Source organism: Pseudoalteromonas sp. SCSIO 43101 (assembly GCF_023650775.1).
In the GTDB taxonomy this organism is placed as follows: Bacteria; Pseudomonadota; Gammaproteobacteria; order Enterobacterales; family Alteromonadaceae; genus Pseudoalteromonas; species Pseudoalteromonas apostichopi.
Map to the genome: position 1 here is coordinate 2,791,166 of NZ_CP072673.1, position 14,774 is coordinate 2,805,939.

A 14,774-nucleotide genomic window follows, 5' to 3' on the forward strand; every position below is an offset into this window, starting at 1 on the left:
TCATGCGATCTGGATTACAACGTGAAGAGATTGAATTCATTATGGGGCTATTTAACCATAATGAAGTAACAGATAAACAAGCGGCTCCAAAAAAGCAGCCAGTAAAAACTGACACAAAAAAAGTTGATACAGCGCAATATAAAGCAAACTACAAAGCAACTTATTTGACCTGACTAAGCTGACATCATTACAATGGCGCACTTTCTAAAGATGGCATTCTGTAATGAAAAAACACTCACCTAAAAAAGAACTGATTTTACTGCCCGTTTTGTTCGTGGCTATTTTACTTTGTGTTGCAGGTCACTTCCTACTTCAGCCTAACTATCAAGACAGCCACACCGTTGAGTATTTACTCGCTGCACTGCCATTTGCCTTGTTTGGATTGGTGATTATCGCCTTTAAAGTTGCCAGCAAAAACGATAATCAAGAATAGTTAATACCAACTCGCTTAATTAAGTATTATTGAGCATAGATATCACAATACATGATAACCGAACCAGTCGGGCTTCATGGCTTGTGCCTGCCCACTTGGCGTTAATTTGATTGATAAGTTGCTATCAAGCAAATCAATCGCAAAACAATCGTCCACATCGTGTAAATCATCTTTATGAAGATGAGTCATTCCAGCCAATAAAGACTCTTTAGCGCGTTGCTTTGCTTCTTCACTGCTACGCGCAACGTACAAGGCAAAATCATGTTGCTCAGCAAGGCTATCTGCTCGATAGGCACCTAAATTCACAAAATACAGTTTTTCAGCTTGGCTATGTTGAGTATCAACTACTTCAACCTGATAGCCATCGATATGCTGAATTTGCATGTAGCTATCCATATGTACTTTGCTTTTATCACCCACCCACTGTGCTTTAAGCTTTGAATAGGTTTGTTCAATGTTATCGCCTACGACAAATCTAACATCGTGCATTTCAATGTGGCATCCTTGAATACGACCGCCCAAATAGACTAAAAAAAGTGCCATGTTTTTCCTTATATTAAGCTTTCAACATTAATATTGTGCTTTTTAATTAATTTATAAAAATCTGAGCGATTACGTTTCGCAAGCTTAGCGGCTTCGGCAACATTACCCGCTGACATTTTCAGCGTATTAATTAAATAATCTCGCTCAAATTCTTTTTTTGCATCATTTAAAGAAAGCGGCTCAGCAATACTAGCATTGCTGTTTAATGCACTTTCTACGAGCTGAGCTGCAATCACTTTACCGGGTGTTAGGGCTACTACCTGCTCTATCACATTCTGTAATTGACGAATATTACCCGGCCAGTCATAGCGAACCAAGGCATGCATCGCATCATTAGCAAATTGCTTTTGCTCTTGTCCCATACGTTTAGCAATTAAACCTGCAAAATGCTGTGCTAGCAAACTAATATCTTCTCTGCGCTCACAAAGAGGAGGGAGTTTTAAGTTCACCACATTTAATCGGTAATATAAATCTTCACGGAATTGCTGGTTGCTGATTGCCTCAGGGAGGTTCTTGTGAGTCGCTGACACCACCCTCACATCAATTGGGATTTCTTCTTGAAAGCCCACAGGGCGAATGGTTTTCTCTTGTAAAACCCTTAGCAGCTTTACTTGTAAATTTAGCGGCATATCACCTATTTCGTCTAGAAAAAGGGTACCACCTTGGGCTTGTTGAAACAAACCTTGGTGGTCTTTTACCGCGCCTGTAAACGCGCCTTTTTTATGACCAAACAATTCAGACTCTAAAAGCTCCCCCGGCACAGCGCCGCAGTTAATAGCAACAAATGGCCCTTCACTAACATGGCTATGTTGATGTATCGCTTGTGCTAGCAGCTCTTTACCTGTTCCGCTGGCACCGGAAATCAACACATTCACTTGCGTTGGGCCAAGCAATTTAACTTGCTCAAGTAAATGCAACATCGCGCCGCTGCGGGTGACAATATTTGTTTGTGTCGGTGTTTCATCACCATGTACACCATGGATCTCGATAGCTTTAGCAAGGCTGTCGAACAGCTCATCTTTATCAACCGGCTTGGTAATAAACGCAAATATACCTTGTTTAGTTGCTTCAACTGCATCAGGAATCGAACCATGCGCTGTCATCATAATCACCGGCATCGAAGGATAACGACTTTGCAGTTGGCGATGCAGGGCCATGCCGTCCATTTCATCCATTCTTAAGTCAGTGATCACCGCATCATAGGTTTGGCTTTTTAGCGCTTGTAATGCCTCAATGCCACTTTCAACAGTACTTACCAAGTAGCCTTTAGACTCAATTCTAATCGCCAATAACTTTAATAAACTAGCATCGTCATCAACTAATAAAACTCGTGGTTTTGTTACTTCATTCATGGTTACTGCTCCTTGGTTTCTTCACGTAGCAGAAGTTGTTGTTCGATAGTCGCAAGCGACGATAAGGTTTTTTCCATTTCATCACTCAGCGCTTGCTTTGCTTGTTTTGCCGCTAAACTTTGCTGTAAATATTGCTTTTGTAACCAAAGATACTGCTTAATATCATCTGGCCAATAATAAGCACGGTCGCTTTTATCAAGCAGGTTAAGGGCCTTTTCAGGTTCTGAAGCAGCGAATAAACATATCGACTCAAAAAGACGTTTTAGTTCATTCTCACCAACATAATTTACTTTGTCAGATTTTGCTTTAAAGCCACCACACTTGGCAGCATGCCATGCAATAACGGTACTTGCGGACGGATACAAAGGCTCACTTTTTGGTCGAGGTTTAGGGTTAGGTTGCCCATCAGGTTTAACCTCTGCTTTCGGCTCTACTTGTTCTGGCTCAACATTCTTTTGCGTGAGCGTGCACCCAGTTATAAAAAACGTGCCTATAACAAGCATAAAACTGGCTTTATTAGCTAAGCCCATATCAGTTAACTCCTTGGGTTAATTGAATTGGTAAAATGGCTGTAAATACACACCCTTGAGGGTCATTATCAGTAATAGAGAGCTTACCGTTTAATTGCTCAACGGTTTCTTTGACTATGGTTAAACCCAGTCCGCTGCTCATTTCAGTATGTTGTTTTGCATTCTTGCCTTGGTAAAAAGCCCCGAACACAGCGGCTTTTTCAGTATCATCAATGCCTTCGCCTAAGTCGCTTACACTCAAAATTAATTGCCCCTGCTTTAAGCTTGCCTTGATTATCACTGACTCATGTTCTGGCGAAAACTTTAACGCATTTGAGGTCAGCTGAATAAGCACCATTTCAAGTAGTTCTATTGATATAAACAAGGCTTTATTTGGTAACTCGTTAACCCAAACAATGGATAAGTCACGCGCAGATAATCGGTGCTCAAAATGACGCTCAATTTTATTCATCATCACGTTAAAATTAAGCTCGCTCAGGCTTTGCTTACTAGTGCGGATAGCGTTGTAACTCAATAAGCTTTCAATCATGACTCTAAGTCGCACCATACTTTGTGTTATTAGCTCAAGGACTGCTTGTTGCTCGCTATTGATTGGGCCAACAATTTCATCTGCAAGTAAATCTGTGCCTTCAACCATAGAAGCTAGGGGGGTTTTCAACTCATGTGTCACATGACGCAAAAAAGTATCTTTTTGCTGCTCAAGCATATGTAACTGTGCTTGTACCCATTCAAGTTTATTGCCTAATTCAACTAACTCTGAAGAACCACGGACATGAATTTTTTGCTGCCAGTGCCCTTGCCCTAATTTATCAATAACATTGGTAAGCTCTCGTAGGCGTCCGCTTATCCGCCATAGAAATCCACCACCTACCAATAGCGTGAGTGGAATTAATGCTATTAACCAATTAATAAATGAAGCTTGTAATGCTTTTAATTGCTGTTGGTTTTTTGTGATCCGTAATTCATTTTGCTCTTTAAGCCAGTTTGTTTGTTCACTGATAAGCTTGCTAGCAGGAGCAAACAGCTCACCATCTTGCTTTTGTTCAACTAGCAAGTGCTGCTCTGCAAATTGTAATACCTCAGCAAGCTGACGCCACTGCGACACATAATCAGCTGTAGGGCTCAAAAAAATAAGCTCATCAACACTTTGCAAAGAAGATTGCCACTTGTTAGCAATCAGGCTATCGAGAGATTCACTCTTAAGCACCCAATTTTGTCGAGTCGCCCTTTCTAAACTATTTAAGTCTTGTTTAAGATTATTGAATGCTTTGGTAAGTTCGTAATTGTCACCGACGATTTCTTGGGTCAGCGCAAGCTGCTTATTAAGGGCATTTAAAAACAAAATCACCACTAAAGATAACGGCAGTAAAGACAGCAAAATACTACAAACGAACTGACCAATAAGACTAGGCCGCCAGTTGACTAACTGTTTCATTTTTATCGCTACTTTATTTTGCATATTCACTCTCAACATAATTGATGATGCTGATTATTAGTGAATAAACTTAGACACTCGCTGAATCCGACCTTAAAAAGTACTGACTTTTACCCAAAAACTGATACATAGTTGCTATTTAGCAACACGCTAACTCATTGAAACAAGGTGAATAAAGCTTAGTCGCCTAAAAAGCGTTGCAAAAAAGACACAATACTCTGTAACTATTTCGCATTAAAAACCACGCAAAAGATATAACCCACTGATAATTAACACATTTAAAAACTGGCACCAATTTTGATAACTACAAAGTAAATTAGTCATTTAGGACACAAAATGAAGATTACGGCCATTTCAGCCGCAGTGTTGATAAACCTAGTTACGGTAGACTGTTATGCATTCGATCTGCAAACGACTTTTAACGAGCTAGATAAAGACAGTAACGGCTTTTTGAGTGAAGCAGAGGCATCTGAAGATGCATTATTACATAGCAACTTTACTCAAATAGATAGTAACCAAGATGGTCAAATTTCATTTTCTGAGTTTCAGTCGTTTATTCAATAGGAGATTGTAATGAAACAACTTTTAGCAGCGTTTTCACTCATGTTTTTGGTTATCAGCGCTACCGTTTTAGCATCACAAATGGATGTTCGATTTGCTAAATTTGATACAAACGCCGACGGTGAGATTTCTTTAGCTGAAGCGACTAAGCACGATAACTTACTTAAGCAATTTGCCGACCTAGATGAAAACGGCGATCAAGTTTTGTCTGAACAAGAGTTTGAAAAATTCAAACCTTAACGGCTTAAAGTGCTTGCCATAATCCCAGAGGGAATGTGTAAACGGATTTAAATTATGGGAGTTAAATTATGGCAAGCACTTTTATTTATAAAGGAGTGTAATTATGAGAATTTTCTGGCTTGCTTCATGTACCTTAATTACAATAAGCTTCAATAGCTTAGCATTGGATGTAAAACAAAGATTTGATCACCTAGATAAAGACAAAAATGGCTTTTTGTCTTTGCAAGAACTGTCATCCCAACCACACTTGCAAAAACGCATGGCAGAGTGGGATACAGATAAAGATCAACAAATTTCGCTCCTAGAATTTAAACACTATTTAACAAACAAGAGTTAAAGTAATGTCAAAATTAACCTTTGCCAGCCTAATTTTATGTTGTGGATTTAGCACATTGGGTTTTGCTGCAGATAGTATTGGTGAAAAATTTAAACAACTTGACCGTAATGACGATGGCTACCTTACTCGCTCAGAGTCTGCAAGAGATCCTGCTCTATGGTCACGTTTTAAAAATTACGACAGCGATAAAGATAATAAATTATCGCTGAGTGAATTTAAGGTCTACGCAAGTAAATAAAAATGTCTATTTGATTATTTAATTGCTGCTGAGTTGCAGTTTACTGCAACTCTGATAATGTTTTCATAATTCAATAAAAACTATTAGAAGATTATGAAACTCATCATCAGCTTACTGGCAACAGCTTCGATAAGTTGTTTTGCCAATACCACAGTAATTTACAATGTAAATGGTTACACACCAACCTACAAAGGTGAAACTCAACACTTTTCAACACTGGTTTTTAAAGACGGTAAAGTTGTAAAAACCGGTAATGATTCAATCAAAAAAAGCTTTCCTGATGCCACCACGATTGATGGCCAACAAGCCACGTTATTGCCTGGTTTGATTGATGCCCATGGCCATGTGATTGGTTTAGGTAATAACCTTTCACAACTTGATGTTAGAAGTACTCGCTCGGCAGATGAAGTTGGCAAAATGCTAGCTGAGTTTGCTAAAGATAAACAAGGCTGGATCATTGGTCGAGGTTGGAACCAAGAGCAGTGGCCTGGTGGACAGTTCCCAAATGCTGCTGATTTAGACAAGTATTTAAAAGATAAACCCGTAGTGCTTTCTCGAGTTGATGGCCATGCTGTGTGGGTAAATTCAAAAGCAATGGAGCTTGCAGGTATCACCAAAGAAACTCGCTCTCCTGCCGGTGGTGAAATTATAAAACTGGATTCTGGTTTACCTTCAGGGGTATTCATTGATAAAGCCGAAACGCTTATTACTCAGCATGTACCAAAAGCAAGCCATGCCAGCATTAATACTGCATTAGATAATGCAGGTAAACATCTACTTAGTTTAGGGATTACATCAACCCATGATGCCGGTATCGATTATGATACCTGGCAAGTGTATAAGCAGCGCTCTGAACAAAGCACCCTTCCCGTTAGAATAGTAGCCATGCTAAGTGCTGCTGATCCTCAGCTAGAAACAATGCTTAAAGCGGGCCGATATAAAGATATGAATGACATGCTGTCGATTCGTAGTGTCAAAGTGTATGCTGATGGTGCGCTAGGAAGTCGTGGTGCAGCCCTAATCGAGGAATACGCAGATCGAAAAAATCACCATGGCTTAATGCTTGAAACCCAAGAAAAGCTTGAGCAACTATTCAACTTAAGCTTTACCCATGGCTTTAGTGCTAACACCCATGCAATTGGTGATAAAGCCAATCACGTAGTGCTAGATGCCTATGAAAATGTGTTTAAAAAAACCGGTGGAATTTTACTTCGTAACCGAATTGAACATGCACAAATTGTTACTCCTGAAGACATTCCTCGTTTTAAAACGTTAAAAATCATTCCATCAATGCAGCCTGTTCATGCAACATCTGATATGCATATGGCAGAGCAACGTCTAACTGAAAAACAACTTGAAGGGGCTTACGCTTGGAAAACCTTTTTAGCGCAAGGCTCAGTGATTGCGGCGGGTTCTGATTTTCCAGTAGAGCTTGCTGATCCGTTTGACGGCTTATATTCAGCCATTACTCGCATGGATCATAATCAGCTGCCAGAAGGCGGCTGGCGACCACAAGAGCTACTATCGCGTGATGAAGCTTTACGTGCTTTTACTTTAGGTGGTGCATATGCTGCACATCAAGAGTTTAAACTTGGCAGTTTAGAGCAAGGAAAGTGGGCTGACTTTATCTTGATTGATAAAGACTATTACAAAGCGCCAGTCTCAGAGATCCACGATATAAACGTGACACAAACTTGGATTGCGGGTCAGCTTAAGTATAAAAAAGAAGATTAGTATTACTAAGTGTTACTTAGCGTCAGCTTTTTGCTGACGCTTTAATTTTATGATGTGGTAAATATTCACAAATGCTAGTAAACCATTGGTAAAGGCCACAGGAACAGCACCAATTGCCAGCCCGTAGAAGGTAAATGCAATACATCCTGCTAGGTTAAGCCAACGTAGCTTAACAACATCACTCATTGTCAAAGAAGCAACCAAAAGTGCTGACGCTAAATAGCCTAAATATTCCCAACTCAATTGTTCTCTCCTAGGCTTTAGGTTAGCATTGGAGCTTGTCATTTTTTTTGACGCACTCAGTGCTACTTTGACAATAAAATAAAAAAGCTAACTTACTAAAAACCTTGTAAAGCTGCAGAAAAATCTTGGCTTTAAAATCATTACACGGGAAATGAAGGTATCAGTAACGTGAAACACCTTACTAGCAAGTTAGCGTAAATTCTTAGAATCTTAATGCTAACGTCATTAAGATGTAATAAATAGGACAATTGTCCGAAGAGCGGCGTTAATGTTTCAATATCATTTTTCAAGCTATCTTGTTGACCAATTACTGACATTTGCTGGCAGCAGTTTTCAACAAGCTAAAAAAGAAGTGCTGATCCATCAGGATCAACCTTTATCAAAACTCGTATTAGTTAGAAGCGGCACGGTGTCATTCAGCTATGACGTGGGTAACGGCCGACGCCTTCTTTTAGGTCAACTTGACTGTAATAACACCCTGATTGGTGAGATTGAAGCACTGAATAATTATCCCTGTATTTACACAGTAACGTGCTTTAGTGATGTAAGTTATAACCTAATTGAGCTTAAACATTGGCGTGCACTACTATTAGAAAAACCAGAGCTAAGCTTATACACAGCGCAAACAATCGCTGCTAAATTCCAAGAAAACCAAAAAATAAATTTAGATAAGCTGCTATTACCACTTAGCTACAACATAGCTAAAGATTGCTTATTAAGAGCTGAGAATAATAACCCAACATTACTGCGTGCCTACCCTACCGTAAATGCAGAAGCTGAGCGCTTTGCCACCACCGAAAGAGCTTATAGACGCGTTGTAACAGAATTAGTTGAAAAAGGCTTAGTAAAGAGAAGTACTCAAGGCTTACAAGTGGTAGATATCGACAAGCTTAGTGACTACGTCGAAAGTTTTGCGCAGTTATGAGTGTAAGAACACTCATAACTTTGTAAAAATGATGCTTATTTTTCTAAAAGTATGTCGTGAATATTAGCTAAATCAGACTTTCCTTCGATGATTTCGTCTGGCGTTAAGCCTGAAAGTTCATGAGGGAATACTAACCACTCTTCAGACTCATGAATATAATAATCTGGCACCATGTCTACTTTTGAGTTCTTTGGCTTGTAGTATGGACATGCAACACGAATATCACGTGGTAAGTTCAAACGCATTAATTCAGAAAGCTTTTCTTTCAATGCAAAAATACTGCGGCCAGAATCGAACACGTCATCAACGATTAATAATGAGTTATCTGCATTCGCATTTTCAATGATGTAATGCAAACCGTGAACTTTGATCTCTTTTGACTGCTGGTTAATACCGTAATACGAAGAAGTACGCACTGCAATATGGTCAGTTTCGATACCTTTGTAGTCGTAATATTCTTGAACTGCGATACCAATTGGAGCACCACCACGCCAAATACCAATGATGAAATCAGGACGGAAACCATCTTCATAAACTTGTGCCGCAACACGAAATGAATCTTCAAGAAGCTGCTGCGCAGTGATATAGCACTTATCTGACATAAATAGAGACCCCAGTGTGAATGATCATTCAAGTGTAGCTAATTTAATAATAACTAACCACAGGATGAGAAAATGTGGGGCGGGATTTTATACTAATTTACTCAAAAAAGCTTGTATCAGTTTGTGAATTTACAAAAAAAGCGCCTTAACTTCATCTAAGTTAGGCGCTTTTTATTAATCACAGAAAAGTAAATTACTTATGCTTTTTCTAGTAAGGTTCTTGCAACTGTTCGCATACCTTGTGTTGTCGCACCAGCAGCCCACTCACTTGTACTACCCATGTTAAATGCTGCTGCCAGGTCAATGTGTACCCAACCTTTGCCTTCATTTGGCACAAAGCGAGATAAGAAACCAGCCGCATTAGATGCACCACCATAGCCACCACCCTTTTGAGGACGGCTATTTGCGGTATCTGCATATGGTGATGGACAGTTTTGTTGATGCCATTTTTCAAGTGGTAATGGCCAAGCAGCTTCCATTTCCTGCTCTGCAAAGTCTTGTACGTCACGTACAAGCTCTTTATCAAGACCAAATAATGCGTTGTACTCTTGACCAACAGCTACCAGTGCAGCGCCTGTTAGTGTTGCCGCATCAATAATTAATGGCGCACCCGAATCACCTGCAGCCATTAAACCGTCAGCAAGTACTAAACGGCCTTCAGCATCAGTATTAACGATTTCAACCGTTGTACCATTCTTATAGGTTAGGATATCGCCAAGTTTATATGCATGGCCTGAAATAAGGTTTTCCGCACAGCATAAGAATAATTTAATGCGTTTGTTGATACCACGGTTAATAGCAAGTGCTAAGCCTGCAGTTACTGTAGCAGCACCACCCATATCGCACTTCATGCCTAGCATGCCTTCACTTGCTTTGATTGAGTAACCTCCTGAATCAAAGGTAATGCCTTTACCAACCAAAGCGGCAGCAACAGGGGCATTTTCGTCACCAGTTGGGTTGTAATCTAATGCTAATAATACCGGTGGGCGTTCACTACCACGACCTACCGCGTGGATACCAATCCATTGTTGCTCTAATAAAGCATCACCTTTAATGATTTGATAGCTTACGTGTTCAGGCGCTAATGACTGAATGAATTCTGCCGCTTTACCAGCTAGGCTCTCAGGGAAAATATCATCAGCTGTGCCATTGATCATTTGACGAGCCCAAGTCGCAGCTTGCTTTAAAGAAGCCAGTTCTTTGCTGTCTGTTTTTGCATTTTCAACAAACTCAATTGCATCTAAATTTTTTGGTGAAACAAAGCCTTGATAAAAAGCCCATTGTGTTTCTGTACACCAAACATCGCCCACTAAAGCAATATTTTTTAAGCCTTGATTAGCTAACGTACGTGCTGCTTTTTGTACGTTTTTAAGTGTATCTTGCTCAGTTAAATGAACAGTTGCGCCTTGTTCAGTAAAAGAAAGAGCGGCTTTTTCGCCCCAGTGTGCGGCAGCGCCCTGCTCGCTAAGTTGAACTAAAAATTTTTCTGACATGTTAGAATACTCTTTGCGCTAAAAATGTTGCCTGAGTTTACTACAGCCAACGTAAGTTCCCAACAGCTTGCGATAAATAGCATTATGTTGAGTGGTTCAATCCTCGTAATGAATGACATACAATAAAGAAAAACGAAATTATTAGAGCCATGAAGTTCACTCCCGCATTACAATCAGCCACCTTAATAAAACGCTACAAACGCTTTTTAGCCGACTTAAAAACGGCTGAAGGCGAGCAGTTTACAGCGCATTGCGCCAATACAGGAAAGATGACGGGCTGTGCTGAGCCAGGGTTTAACGCTTTTTATTCAACCAGTGATAACACCAAACGCAAATACCCCCATTCACTGCAACTAACAGAGAATCAATTTAATCATTTAATTTGTGTCAATACCGCTATTGCAAACAGAATTGTGCAAGAGGCTCTCAATGCTGGCACTATTGCTGAACTAGCTGATTACCAAACAATTACAGCAGAAGTAAAATACGGCCAAGAAAATAGCCGTATCGATTTTTTATTAACAGATGAAAACAAGCCCCATTGTTATATTGAAGTAAAATCAGTGACTTTACTCTCGCAATTAGAGCCGCAGTCTGGGCAAGGTTATTTTCCAGATGCAAAAACTGAACGAGGTCAAAAGCACCTAAGGGAACTAGTAGAAATGGTGCAACAAGGGCATCGTGCAGTCTTACTGTTTGCAGTTTTACATGAAGGTATTAATCAAGTAAGTGCTGCAGCTCATATCGATCCCAAATATGCGCAACTTTTAGCTCATGCAATAGAGCAAGGAGTTGAAGTGATTGCTTATAAAGCAAAAATTTCAGCCAACGAGATTCAATTGCAGGAAAAGTGTAGTTTTCAGCCTTAAACAACTCTTTTCTTAAAACAGCAGTAAATAACACGATTTAAGTTGTATTATTTTTTTTTGCCCATATAACTATGCAAATTTTAAAAAATTAACGGATAGTTAAGGGCTTACAAAACCGCCCATAATTATTTGAGCAATCATCAGCTCGAGGCCTATAGGATTAATTAAAAATAAATTTGCCTCAACCTAATGATTCTGCTATTTATAGCCGCCGGCTAATGCTGGGCAAAATATTAAGGATTTAGGAGAAAGTTATGCCAGACCAAAAAAGACTAGGGTTATTGGCTCAAGCCGGGTTGGATCCATATCAAGAAAAACCAGGTGAAGAGTATATGAATGAAGCACAACGTGCTCATTTCAAAACAATTTTAGAAGCTTGGCGTAACGATTTACGTAACGAAGTAGACCGTACTAAATCGCATATGCAAGACGAAGCAGCTAACTTTCCAGATCCAGTAGACCGTGCAGCACAAGAAGAAGAATTCTCATTAGAACTTCGTACTCGTGACCGCGAGCGTAAACTGATCAAGAAAATAGAAAAAACGATTCAATTAATCAAAGAAGACGATTTTGGTTTCTGTGAATCATGTGGTATTGAAATTGGTATCCGCCGTTTAGAAGCGCGTCCTACAGCTGATTTATGTGTAGACTGCAAAACGCTTGCGGAAATTAAAGAAAAGCAATCTGGACGCGGTTAATATCCTTTAATTAGCCCATGTCTACCACAGCCGTTAACACGCCAATGCGTGAATATCGTGGCCGCTTTGCGCCATCCCCTTCAGGGCCATTACATTTTGGCTCACTTATAGCGGCTGTGGGTAGCTTCCTTGATGCAAAAGCCAATCAAGGAAAATGGTTAGTACGCATTGAAGATATCGACACAACGCGTGTTGTAAGCGGTGCTAGCGACGATATATTACATACCCTAGAGGCTTATGGCCTATACTGGGACGAGCCCGTCATTTACCAAACCCAGCGTCATGAGCAATACCAAGCAATTGTTGATGAGCTAATTTCACAAAACCTTGTTTATGCATGTCATTGCACCCGTAAAGAAATTAAAGCTATCGGGGGAATTTACCAAGGCCATTGCCGAGATAAAAACCACTCTTTAGCTGATTCAGCACTGCGTTTAACCCAGCAATATGCAACAAGTCACTATCATGATTTAATTCAAGGTGAGGTTAGTGTAAATAGCAAACTTGCCAAAGAAGACTACTTAATAAAGCGAAGTGATGGTTTATTTGCTTACCAACTGGTCGTGGTCGTTGATGATATTGCACAAGATATAACACGAGTAGTTCGCGGCGCTGATTTAATTGAGCCAACTGCACGACAACTCAGTTTGTTTAAGCAACTCAATAAACCTACTCCACAATATGCACATCTACCGTTAGCGGTTGCTAAACCTGGTTTTAAGCTATCGAAACAGAATTACGCGCCAGCAATAGCGAAATCAGATCCAAAACCGGCCTTGTTCGATGCCTTTCGCTTTTTAGGTTTAAAGCCAGAAGTCTCTCTACTGTCATTAGATATAGAACAAATGCTAGCATGGGCAGTCGAAACTTACCGTCTTGAATACATTCCAAAGGTACAAGAAATACAAGTTAACGAGGATTCGAACTCTACTTTTTGTGACTTTGTTCCTATTGAAAAATAAATTGCCAATTTTAAAGGCCGAGTAACTTAATTTTTCAGCCCTGCTGGTATATGATAGCGACCCAAAGTGTGCGAATCATCAACACCTTAATTTAGCGTCATTTAAAACACATTGATTACACGTCAATCTCACATCGGCGAAGTAACAAACAAACGCTATACTTGATGAGTCGCAAAGTCCGCGTCGTAGGAGACAGATTATTATTTCCAAGCTTTTTCAATTTTGTCGGCAAATTATTGGCCCAAATGCCACGACATCAAGTGATGCTTTATCAACGAGCGAATTACCTTTGGTGATCGAGCGCAGTGAACATGGTATTTCACGCAAACAATTTAGCCCAAATGCAATCAAAGTATTATACCGCCTTAAAGAAGGTGGTTTTGATGCCTACCTTGTTGGTGGTTGTATTCGAGATATATTGTTAGGTCAACAACCTAAAGACTTCGATGTTGTAACAAACGCAACGCCTGAACAGATCAAAAAGCTATTTCGCAACTGTCGCCTAATCGGTCGTCGTTTTCGTTTAGCCCATATTGTATTTGGCCGAGAAGTGATTGAAGTGGCGACCATGCGAGGTCACCATGAAGCTGACGAAAGTAAAAATCAAATTAGCCAATCAAGCGAACACGGACAACTACTTCGCGATAATGTCTATGGCAGCATCGAAGAAGATGCCGAGCGACGCGATTTTTCTATTAATGCACTTTATTACTCAATTAACGATTTTTGTATCTATGACTATGCCAACGGTATTAGTGCTATAAAAGCAAAACAAATTGAGCTTATTGGCGACCCTGAAACACGCTACAGGGAAGACCCTGTGCGCATGCTGCGTGCTGTTCGTTTTGCAACAAAACTGGGCATGAGCATTGCACCAGGCACCGAAAAGCCAATTAAAGGCCTTGCTAATTTACTTGACCATATTCCGCCTGCTCGTTTATTTGAAGAATCACTTAAGTTGTTCTTAAACGGCAAAGCTGAAGAAAACTACTTAATGCTGCGCCAGTATGGGTTATTCAAAGCATTATTCCCAGCGCTTGATAAAATCTTAGATGCAAACCCTGATGGCCTAGAACATGCGTTTATCCTGCAAATGTTTAAAAACACCGATAAACGTATTAACGCAGATAAAAAAGTCACCCCAGCATTTATTTTTGCAGCCTTGTTGTGGTTCCCATTACTGAGTATTGCTAAGAAGTTACAACTACGTGATCAACTTTCAGAGTACGATGCATTTGCACAAGCGATGAATAAAGTACTGAGTGAAAACGCACAACATGTCGCAGTACCCAAACGCTTCACACTTGGTGCACGCGATATTTGGCATATTCAACAACGCCTTGATAAACGAGGTGGTCAGCGCGCTTACAGGCTCACTCAACAGCCTCGCTTCAAAGCCGCCTATGACTTCTTACTACTTCGTGTGCAGGCAGGTGAAGAACAGCTGAAAGAGCTAGCAGATTGGTGGACAGCCTACCTAAGCCAAGACATCAATGGCCAAAAAGAGATGGTTAAAAATTTAGGGCACCAAGGCGGTCCTAAACGCCGCCGTCGTCCGCGCAAGAAAAAAGTAGACTAA

General features: G+C 40.2%; 19 protein-coding genes. 12 read left to right on the top strand and 7 right to left on the bottom strand.

What is annotated here, in order from left to right; genetic code table 11:
• The first annotated feature begins 2 nt into the window (after positions 1–2).
• Together J8Z25_RS12955 and J8Z25_RS12960 are read left to right on the top strand one after the other, a co-directional pair.
• On the top strand, positions 3–173 hold the full coding sequence (locus J8Z25_RS12955) for a hypothetical protein (RefSeq protein ID WP_167658756.1): 171 nt from the start codon (positions 3–5) through the stop codon (positions 171–173).
• A 50-nt stretch (positions 174–223) separates the two neighbouring features.
• Entirely contained in the window at positions 224–433 is a 210-nt protein-coding gene (locus J8Z25_RS12960) for a hypothetical protein (protein ID WP_054551195.1), read from the top strand.
• A gap of 42 nt (positions 434–475) precedes the next feature.
• Here the strand turns inward: J8Z25_RS12960 and J8Z25_RS12965 are convergent, their stop codons facing one another.
• From J8Z25_RS12965 to J8Z25_RS12980, 4 genes are read right to left on the bottom strand one after another with little or no spacing between them, the layout of a single operon-like run.
• Positions 476–976 carry a DUF1543 domain-containing protein gene (locus J8Z25_RS12965; RefSeq protein ID WP_130050746.1) on the bottom strand — a complete coding sequence of 167 codons (501 nt, stop codon included), beginning with the start codon at positions 974–976 and terminating at the stop codon, positions 476–478.
• A gap of 8 nt (positions 977–984) precedes the next feature.
• The gene (locus tag J8Z25_RS12970) at positions 985–2,328 is read right to left on the bottom strand and encodes a sigma 54-interacting transcriptional regulator (protein WP_167658755.1); all 1,344 of its coding nucleotides are present in this window, start codon (positions 2,326–2,328) and stop codon (positions 985–987) included.
• Positions 2,329–2,330: 2 nt separating this feature from the next.
• Positions 2,331–2,858 carry a hypothetical protein gene (locus J8Z25_RS12975; protein ID WP_130050744.1) on the bottom strand — a complete coding sequence of 176 codons (528 nt, stop codon included), beginning with the start codon at positions 2,856–2,858 and terminating at the stop codon, positions 2,331–2,333.
• A 1-nt stretch (position 2,859) separates the two neighbouring features.
• The gene (locus tag J8Z25_RS12980; protein ID WP_250661169.1) at positions 2,860–4,317 is read right to left on the bottom strand and encodes a HAMP domain-containing sensor histidine kinase; all 1,458 of its coding nucleotides are present in this window, start codon (positions 4,315–4,317) and stop codon (positions 2,860–2,862) included.
• A gap of 312 nt (positions 4,318–4,629) precedes the next feature.
• Here J8Z25_RS12980 and J8Z25_RS12985 point away from each other — a divergent pair, with 312 nt between their 5' ends.
• The 5 genes from J8Z25_RS12985 to J8Z25_RS13005 all read left to right on the top strand — a co-directional run bounded on the left by J8Z25_RS12985 (position 4,630) and on the right by J8Z25_RS13005 (position 7,403).
• Entirely contained in the window at positions 4,630–4,857 is a 228-nt protein-coding gene (locus tag J8Z25_RS12985; protein ID WP_130050742.1) for an EF-hand domain-containing protein, read from the top strand.
• Between the two features lie 9 nt (positions 4,858–4,866).
• A complete protein-coding gene (locus J8Z25_RS12990) occupies positions 4,867–5,094 on the top strand; it encodes a PLC family EF-hand domain-containing protein (protein WP_130050741.1) in 228 nt (75 codons plus the stop codon).
• 103 nt (positions 5,095–5,197) lie between these two features.
• Positions 5,198–5,431, top strand: a complete 234-nt coding sequence (locus J8Z25_RS12995) for an EF-hand domain-containing protein (RefSeq protein ID WP_130050740.1) — start codon at positions 5,198–5,200, stop codon at positions 5,429–5,431.
• 4 nt (positions 5,432–5,435) lie between these two features.
• Positions 5,436–5,669 carry an EF-hand domain-containing protein gene (locus J8Z25_RS13000; RefSeq protein ID WP_130050739.1) on the top strand — a complete coding sequence of 78 codons (234 nt, stop codon included), beginning with the start codon at positions 5,436–5,438 and terminating at the stop codon, positions 5,667–5,669.
• 93 nt (positions 5,670–5,762) lie between these two features.
• The gene (locus J8Z25_RS13005; protein WP_130050738.1) at positions 5,763–7,403 is read left to right on the top strand and encodes an amidohydrolase; all 1,641 of its coding nucleotides are present in this window, start codon (positions 5,763–5,765) and stop codon (positions 7,401–7,403) included.
• A gap of 12 nt (positions 7,404–7,415) precedes the next feature.
• On the opposite strand, the gene J8Z25_RS13010 is transcribed toward J8Z25_RS13005, so the two are convergent.
• Positions 7,416–7,646 (bottom strand): YgjV family protein, encoded by a 231-nt coding sequence (locus J8Z25_RS13010; RefSeq protein WP_130050737.1) that lies wholly within the window; start codon positions 7,644–7,646, stop codon positions 7,416–7,418.
• Between the two features lie 268 nt (positions 7,647–7,914).
• Between J8Z25_RS13010 and J8Z25_RS13015 the strand changes: the two genes are divergently transcribed.
• On the top strand, positions 7,915–8,571 hold the full coding sequence (locus J8Z25_RS13015) for a Crp/Fnr family transcriptional regulator (protein ID WP_130050736.1): 657 nt from the start codon (positions 7,915–7,917) through the stop codon (positions 8,569–8,571).
• 35 nt (positions 8,572–8,606) lie between these two features.
• On the opposite strand, the gene J8Z25_RS13020 is transcribed toward J8Z25_RS13015, so the two are convergent.
• Positions 8,607–9,173, bottom strand: a complete 567-nt coding sequence (locus J8Z25_RS13020) for a phosphoribosyltransferase (protein ID WP_130050735.1) — start codon at positions 9,171–9,173, stop codon at positions 8,607–8,609.
• Positions 9,174–9,370: 197 nt separating this feature from the next.
• The gene (gene pepB / locus J8Z25_RS13025; RefSeq protein WP_250661170.1) at positions 9,371–10,666 is read right to left on the bottom strand and encodes an aminopeptidase PepB; all 1,296 of its coding nucleotides are present in this window, start codon (positions 10,664–10,666) and stop codon (positions 9,371–9,373) included.
• A gap of 149 nt (positions 10,667–10,815) precedes the next feature.
• Here pepB and sfsA point away from each other — a divergent pair, with 149 nt between their 5' ends.
• The 4 genes from sfsA (at position 10,816) to pcnB (ending at position 14,774) form a co-directional block, all read left to right on the top strand.
• Positions 10,816–11,535, top strand: a complete 720-nt coding sequence (sfsA, locus tag J8Z25_RS13030; protein WP_178927350.1) for a DNA/RNA nuclease SfsA — start codon at positions 10,816–10,818, stop codon at positions 11,533–11,535.
• A gap of 254 nt (positions 11,536–11,789) precedes the next feature.
• Positions 11,790–12,233, top strand: coding sequence for an RNA polymerase-binding protein DksA (gene dksA / locus J8Z25_RS13035; protein WP_130050732.1), 444 nt, complete (start codon positions 11,790–11,792; stop codon positions 12,231–12,233).
• A 17-nt stretch (positions 12,234–12,250) separates the two neighbouring features.
• Positions 12,251–13,195, top strand: coding sequence for a tRNA glutamyl-Q(34) synthetase GluQRS (gluQRS, locus tag J8Z25_RS13040; protein ID WP_250661171.1), 945 nt, complete (start codon positions 12,251–12,253; stop codon positions 13,193–13,195).
• 292 nt (positions 13,196–13,487) lie between these two features.
• A complete protein-coding gene (pcnB, locus tag J8Z25_RS13045) occupies positions 13,488–14,774 on the top strand; it encodes a polynucleotide adenylyltransferase PcnB (protein ID WP_233786756.1) in 1,287 nt (428 codons plus the stop codon).

Bases quoted from the DNA above. Each gene is read 5' to 3' on its own strand.
- J8Z25_RS12965 (WP_130050746.1), bottom strand. From the start codon at position 976: ATGGCACTTTTTTTAGTCTATTTGGGCGGTCGTATTCAAGGATGCCAC.
- pepB (WP_250661170.1), bottom strand. From the start codon at position 10,666: ATGTCAGAAAAATTTTTAGTTCAACTTAGCGAGCAGGGCGCTGCCGCA.
- J8Z25_RS12980 (WP_250661169.1), bottom strand. From the start codon at position 4,317: ATGCAAAATAAAGTAGCGATAAAAATGAAACAGTTAGTCAACTGGCGG.
- J8Z25_RS13020 (WP_130050735.1), bottom strand. From the start codon at position 9,173: ATGTCAGATAAGTGCTATATCACTGCGCAGCAGCTTCTTGAAGATTCA.
- J8Z25_RS13005 (WP_130050738.1), top strand. From the start codon at position 5,763: ATGAAACTCATCATCAGCTTACTGGCAACAGCTTCGATAAGTTGTTTT.
- gluQRS (WP_250661171.1), top strand. From the start codon at position 12,251: ATGTCTACCACAGCCGTTAACACGCCAATGCGTGAATATCGTGGCCGC.
- J8Z25_RS12955 (WP_167658756.1), top strand. From the start codon at position 3: ATGCGATCTGGATTACAACGTGAAGAGATTGAATTCATTATGGGGCTA.
- J8Z25_RS12985 (WP_130050742.1), top strand. From the start codon at position 4,630: ATGAAGATTACGGCCATTTCAGCCGCAGTGTTGATAAACCTAGTTACG.
- J8Z25_RS12960 (WP_054551195.1), top strand. From the start codon at position 224: ATGAAAAAACACTCACCTAAAAAAGAACTGATTTTACTGCCCGTTTTG.
- J8Z25_RS12975 (WP_130050744.1), bottom strand. From the start codon at position 2,858: ATGGGCTTAGCTAATAAAGCCAGTTTTATGCTTGTTATAGGCACGTTT.
- J8Z25_RS13000 (WP_130050739.1), top strand. From the start codon at position 5,436: ATGTCAAAATTAACCTTTGCCAGCCTAATTTTATGTTGTGGATTTAGC.
- J8Z25_RS12990 (WP_130050741.1), top strand. From the start codon at position 4,867: ATGAAACAACTTTTAGCAGCGTTTTCACTCATGTTTTTGGTTATCAGC.
- dksA (WP_130050732.1), top strand. From the start codon at position 11,790: ATGCCAGACCAAAAAAGACTAGGGTTATTGGCTCAAGCCGGGTTGGAT.
- sfsA (WP_178927350.1), top strand. From the start codon at position 10,816: ATGAAGTTCACTCCCGCATTACAATCAGCCACCTTAATAAAACGCTAC.
- J8Z25_RS12995 (WP_130050740.1), top strand. From the start codon at position 5,198: ATGAGAATTTTCTGGCTTGCTTCATGTACCTTAATTACAATAAGCTTC.
- J8Z25_RS13015 (WP_130050736.1), top strand. From the start codon at position 7,915: ATGTTTCAATATCATTTTTCAAGCTATCTTGTTGACCAATTACTGACA.
- J8Z25_RS12970 (WP_167658755.1), bottom strand. From the start codon at position 2,328: ATGAATGAAGTAACAAAACCACGAGTTTTATTAGTTGATGACGATGCT.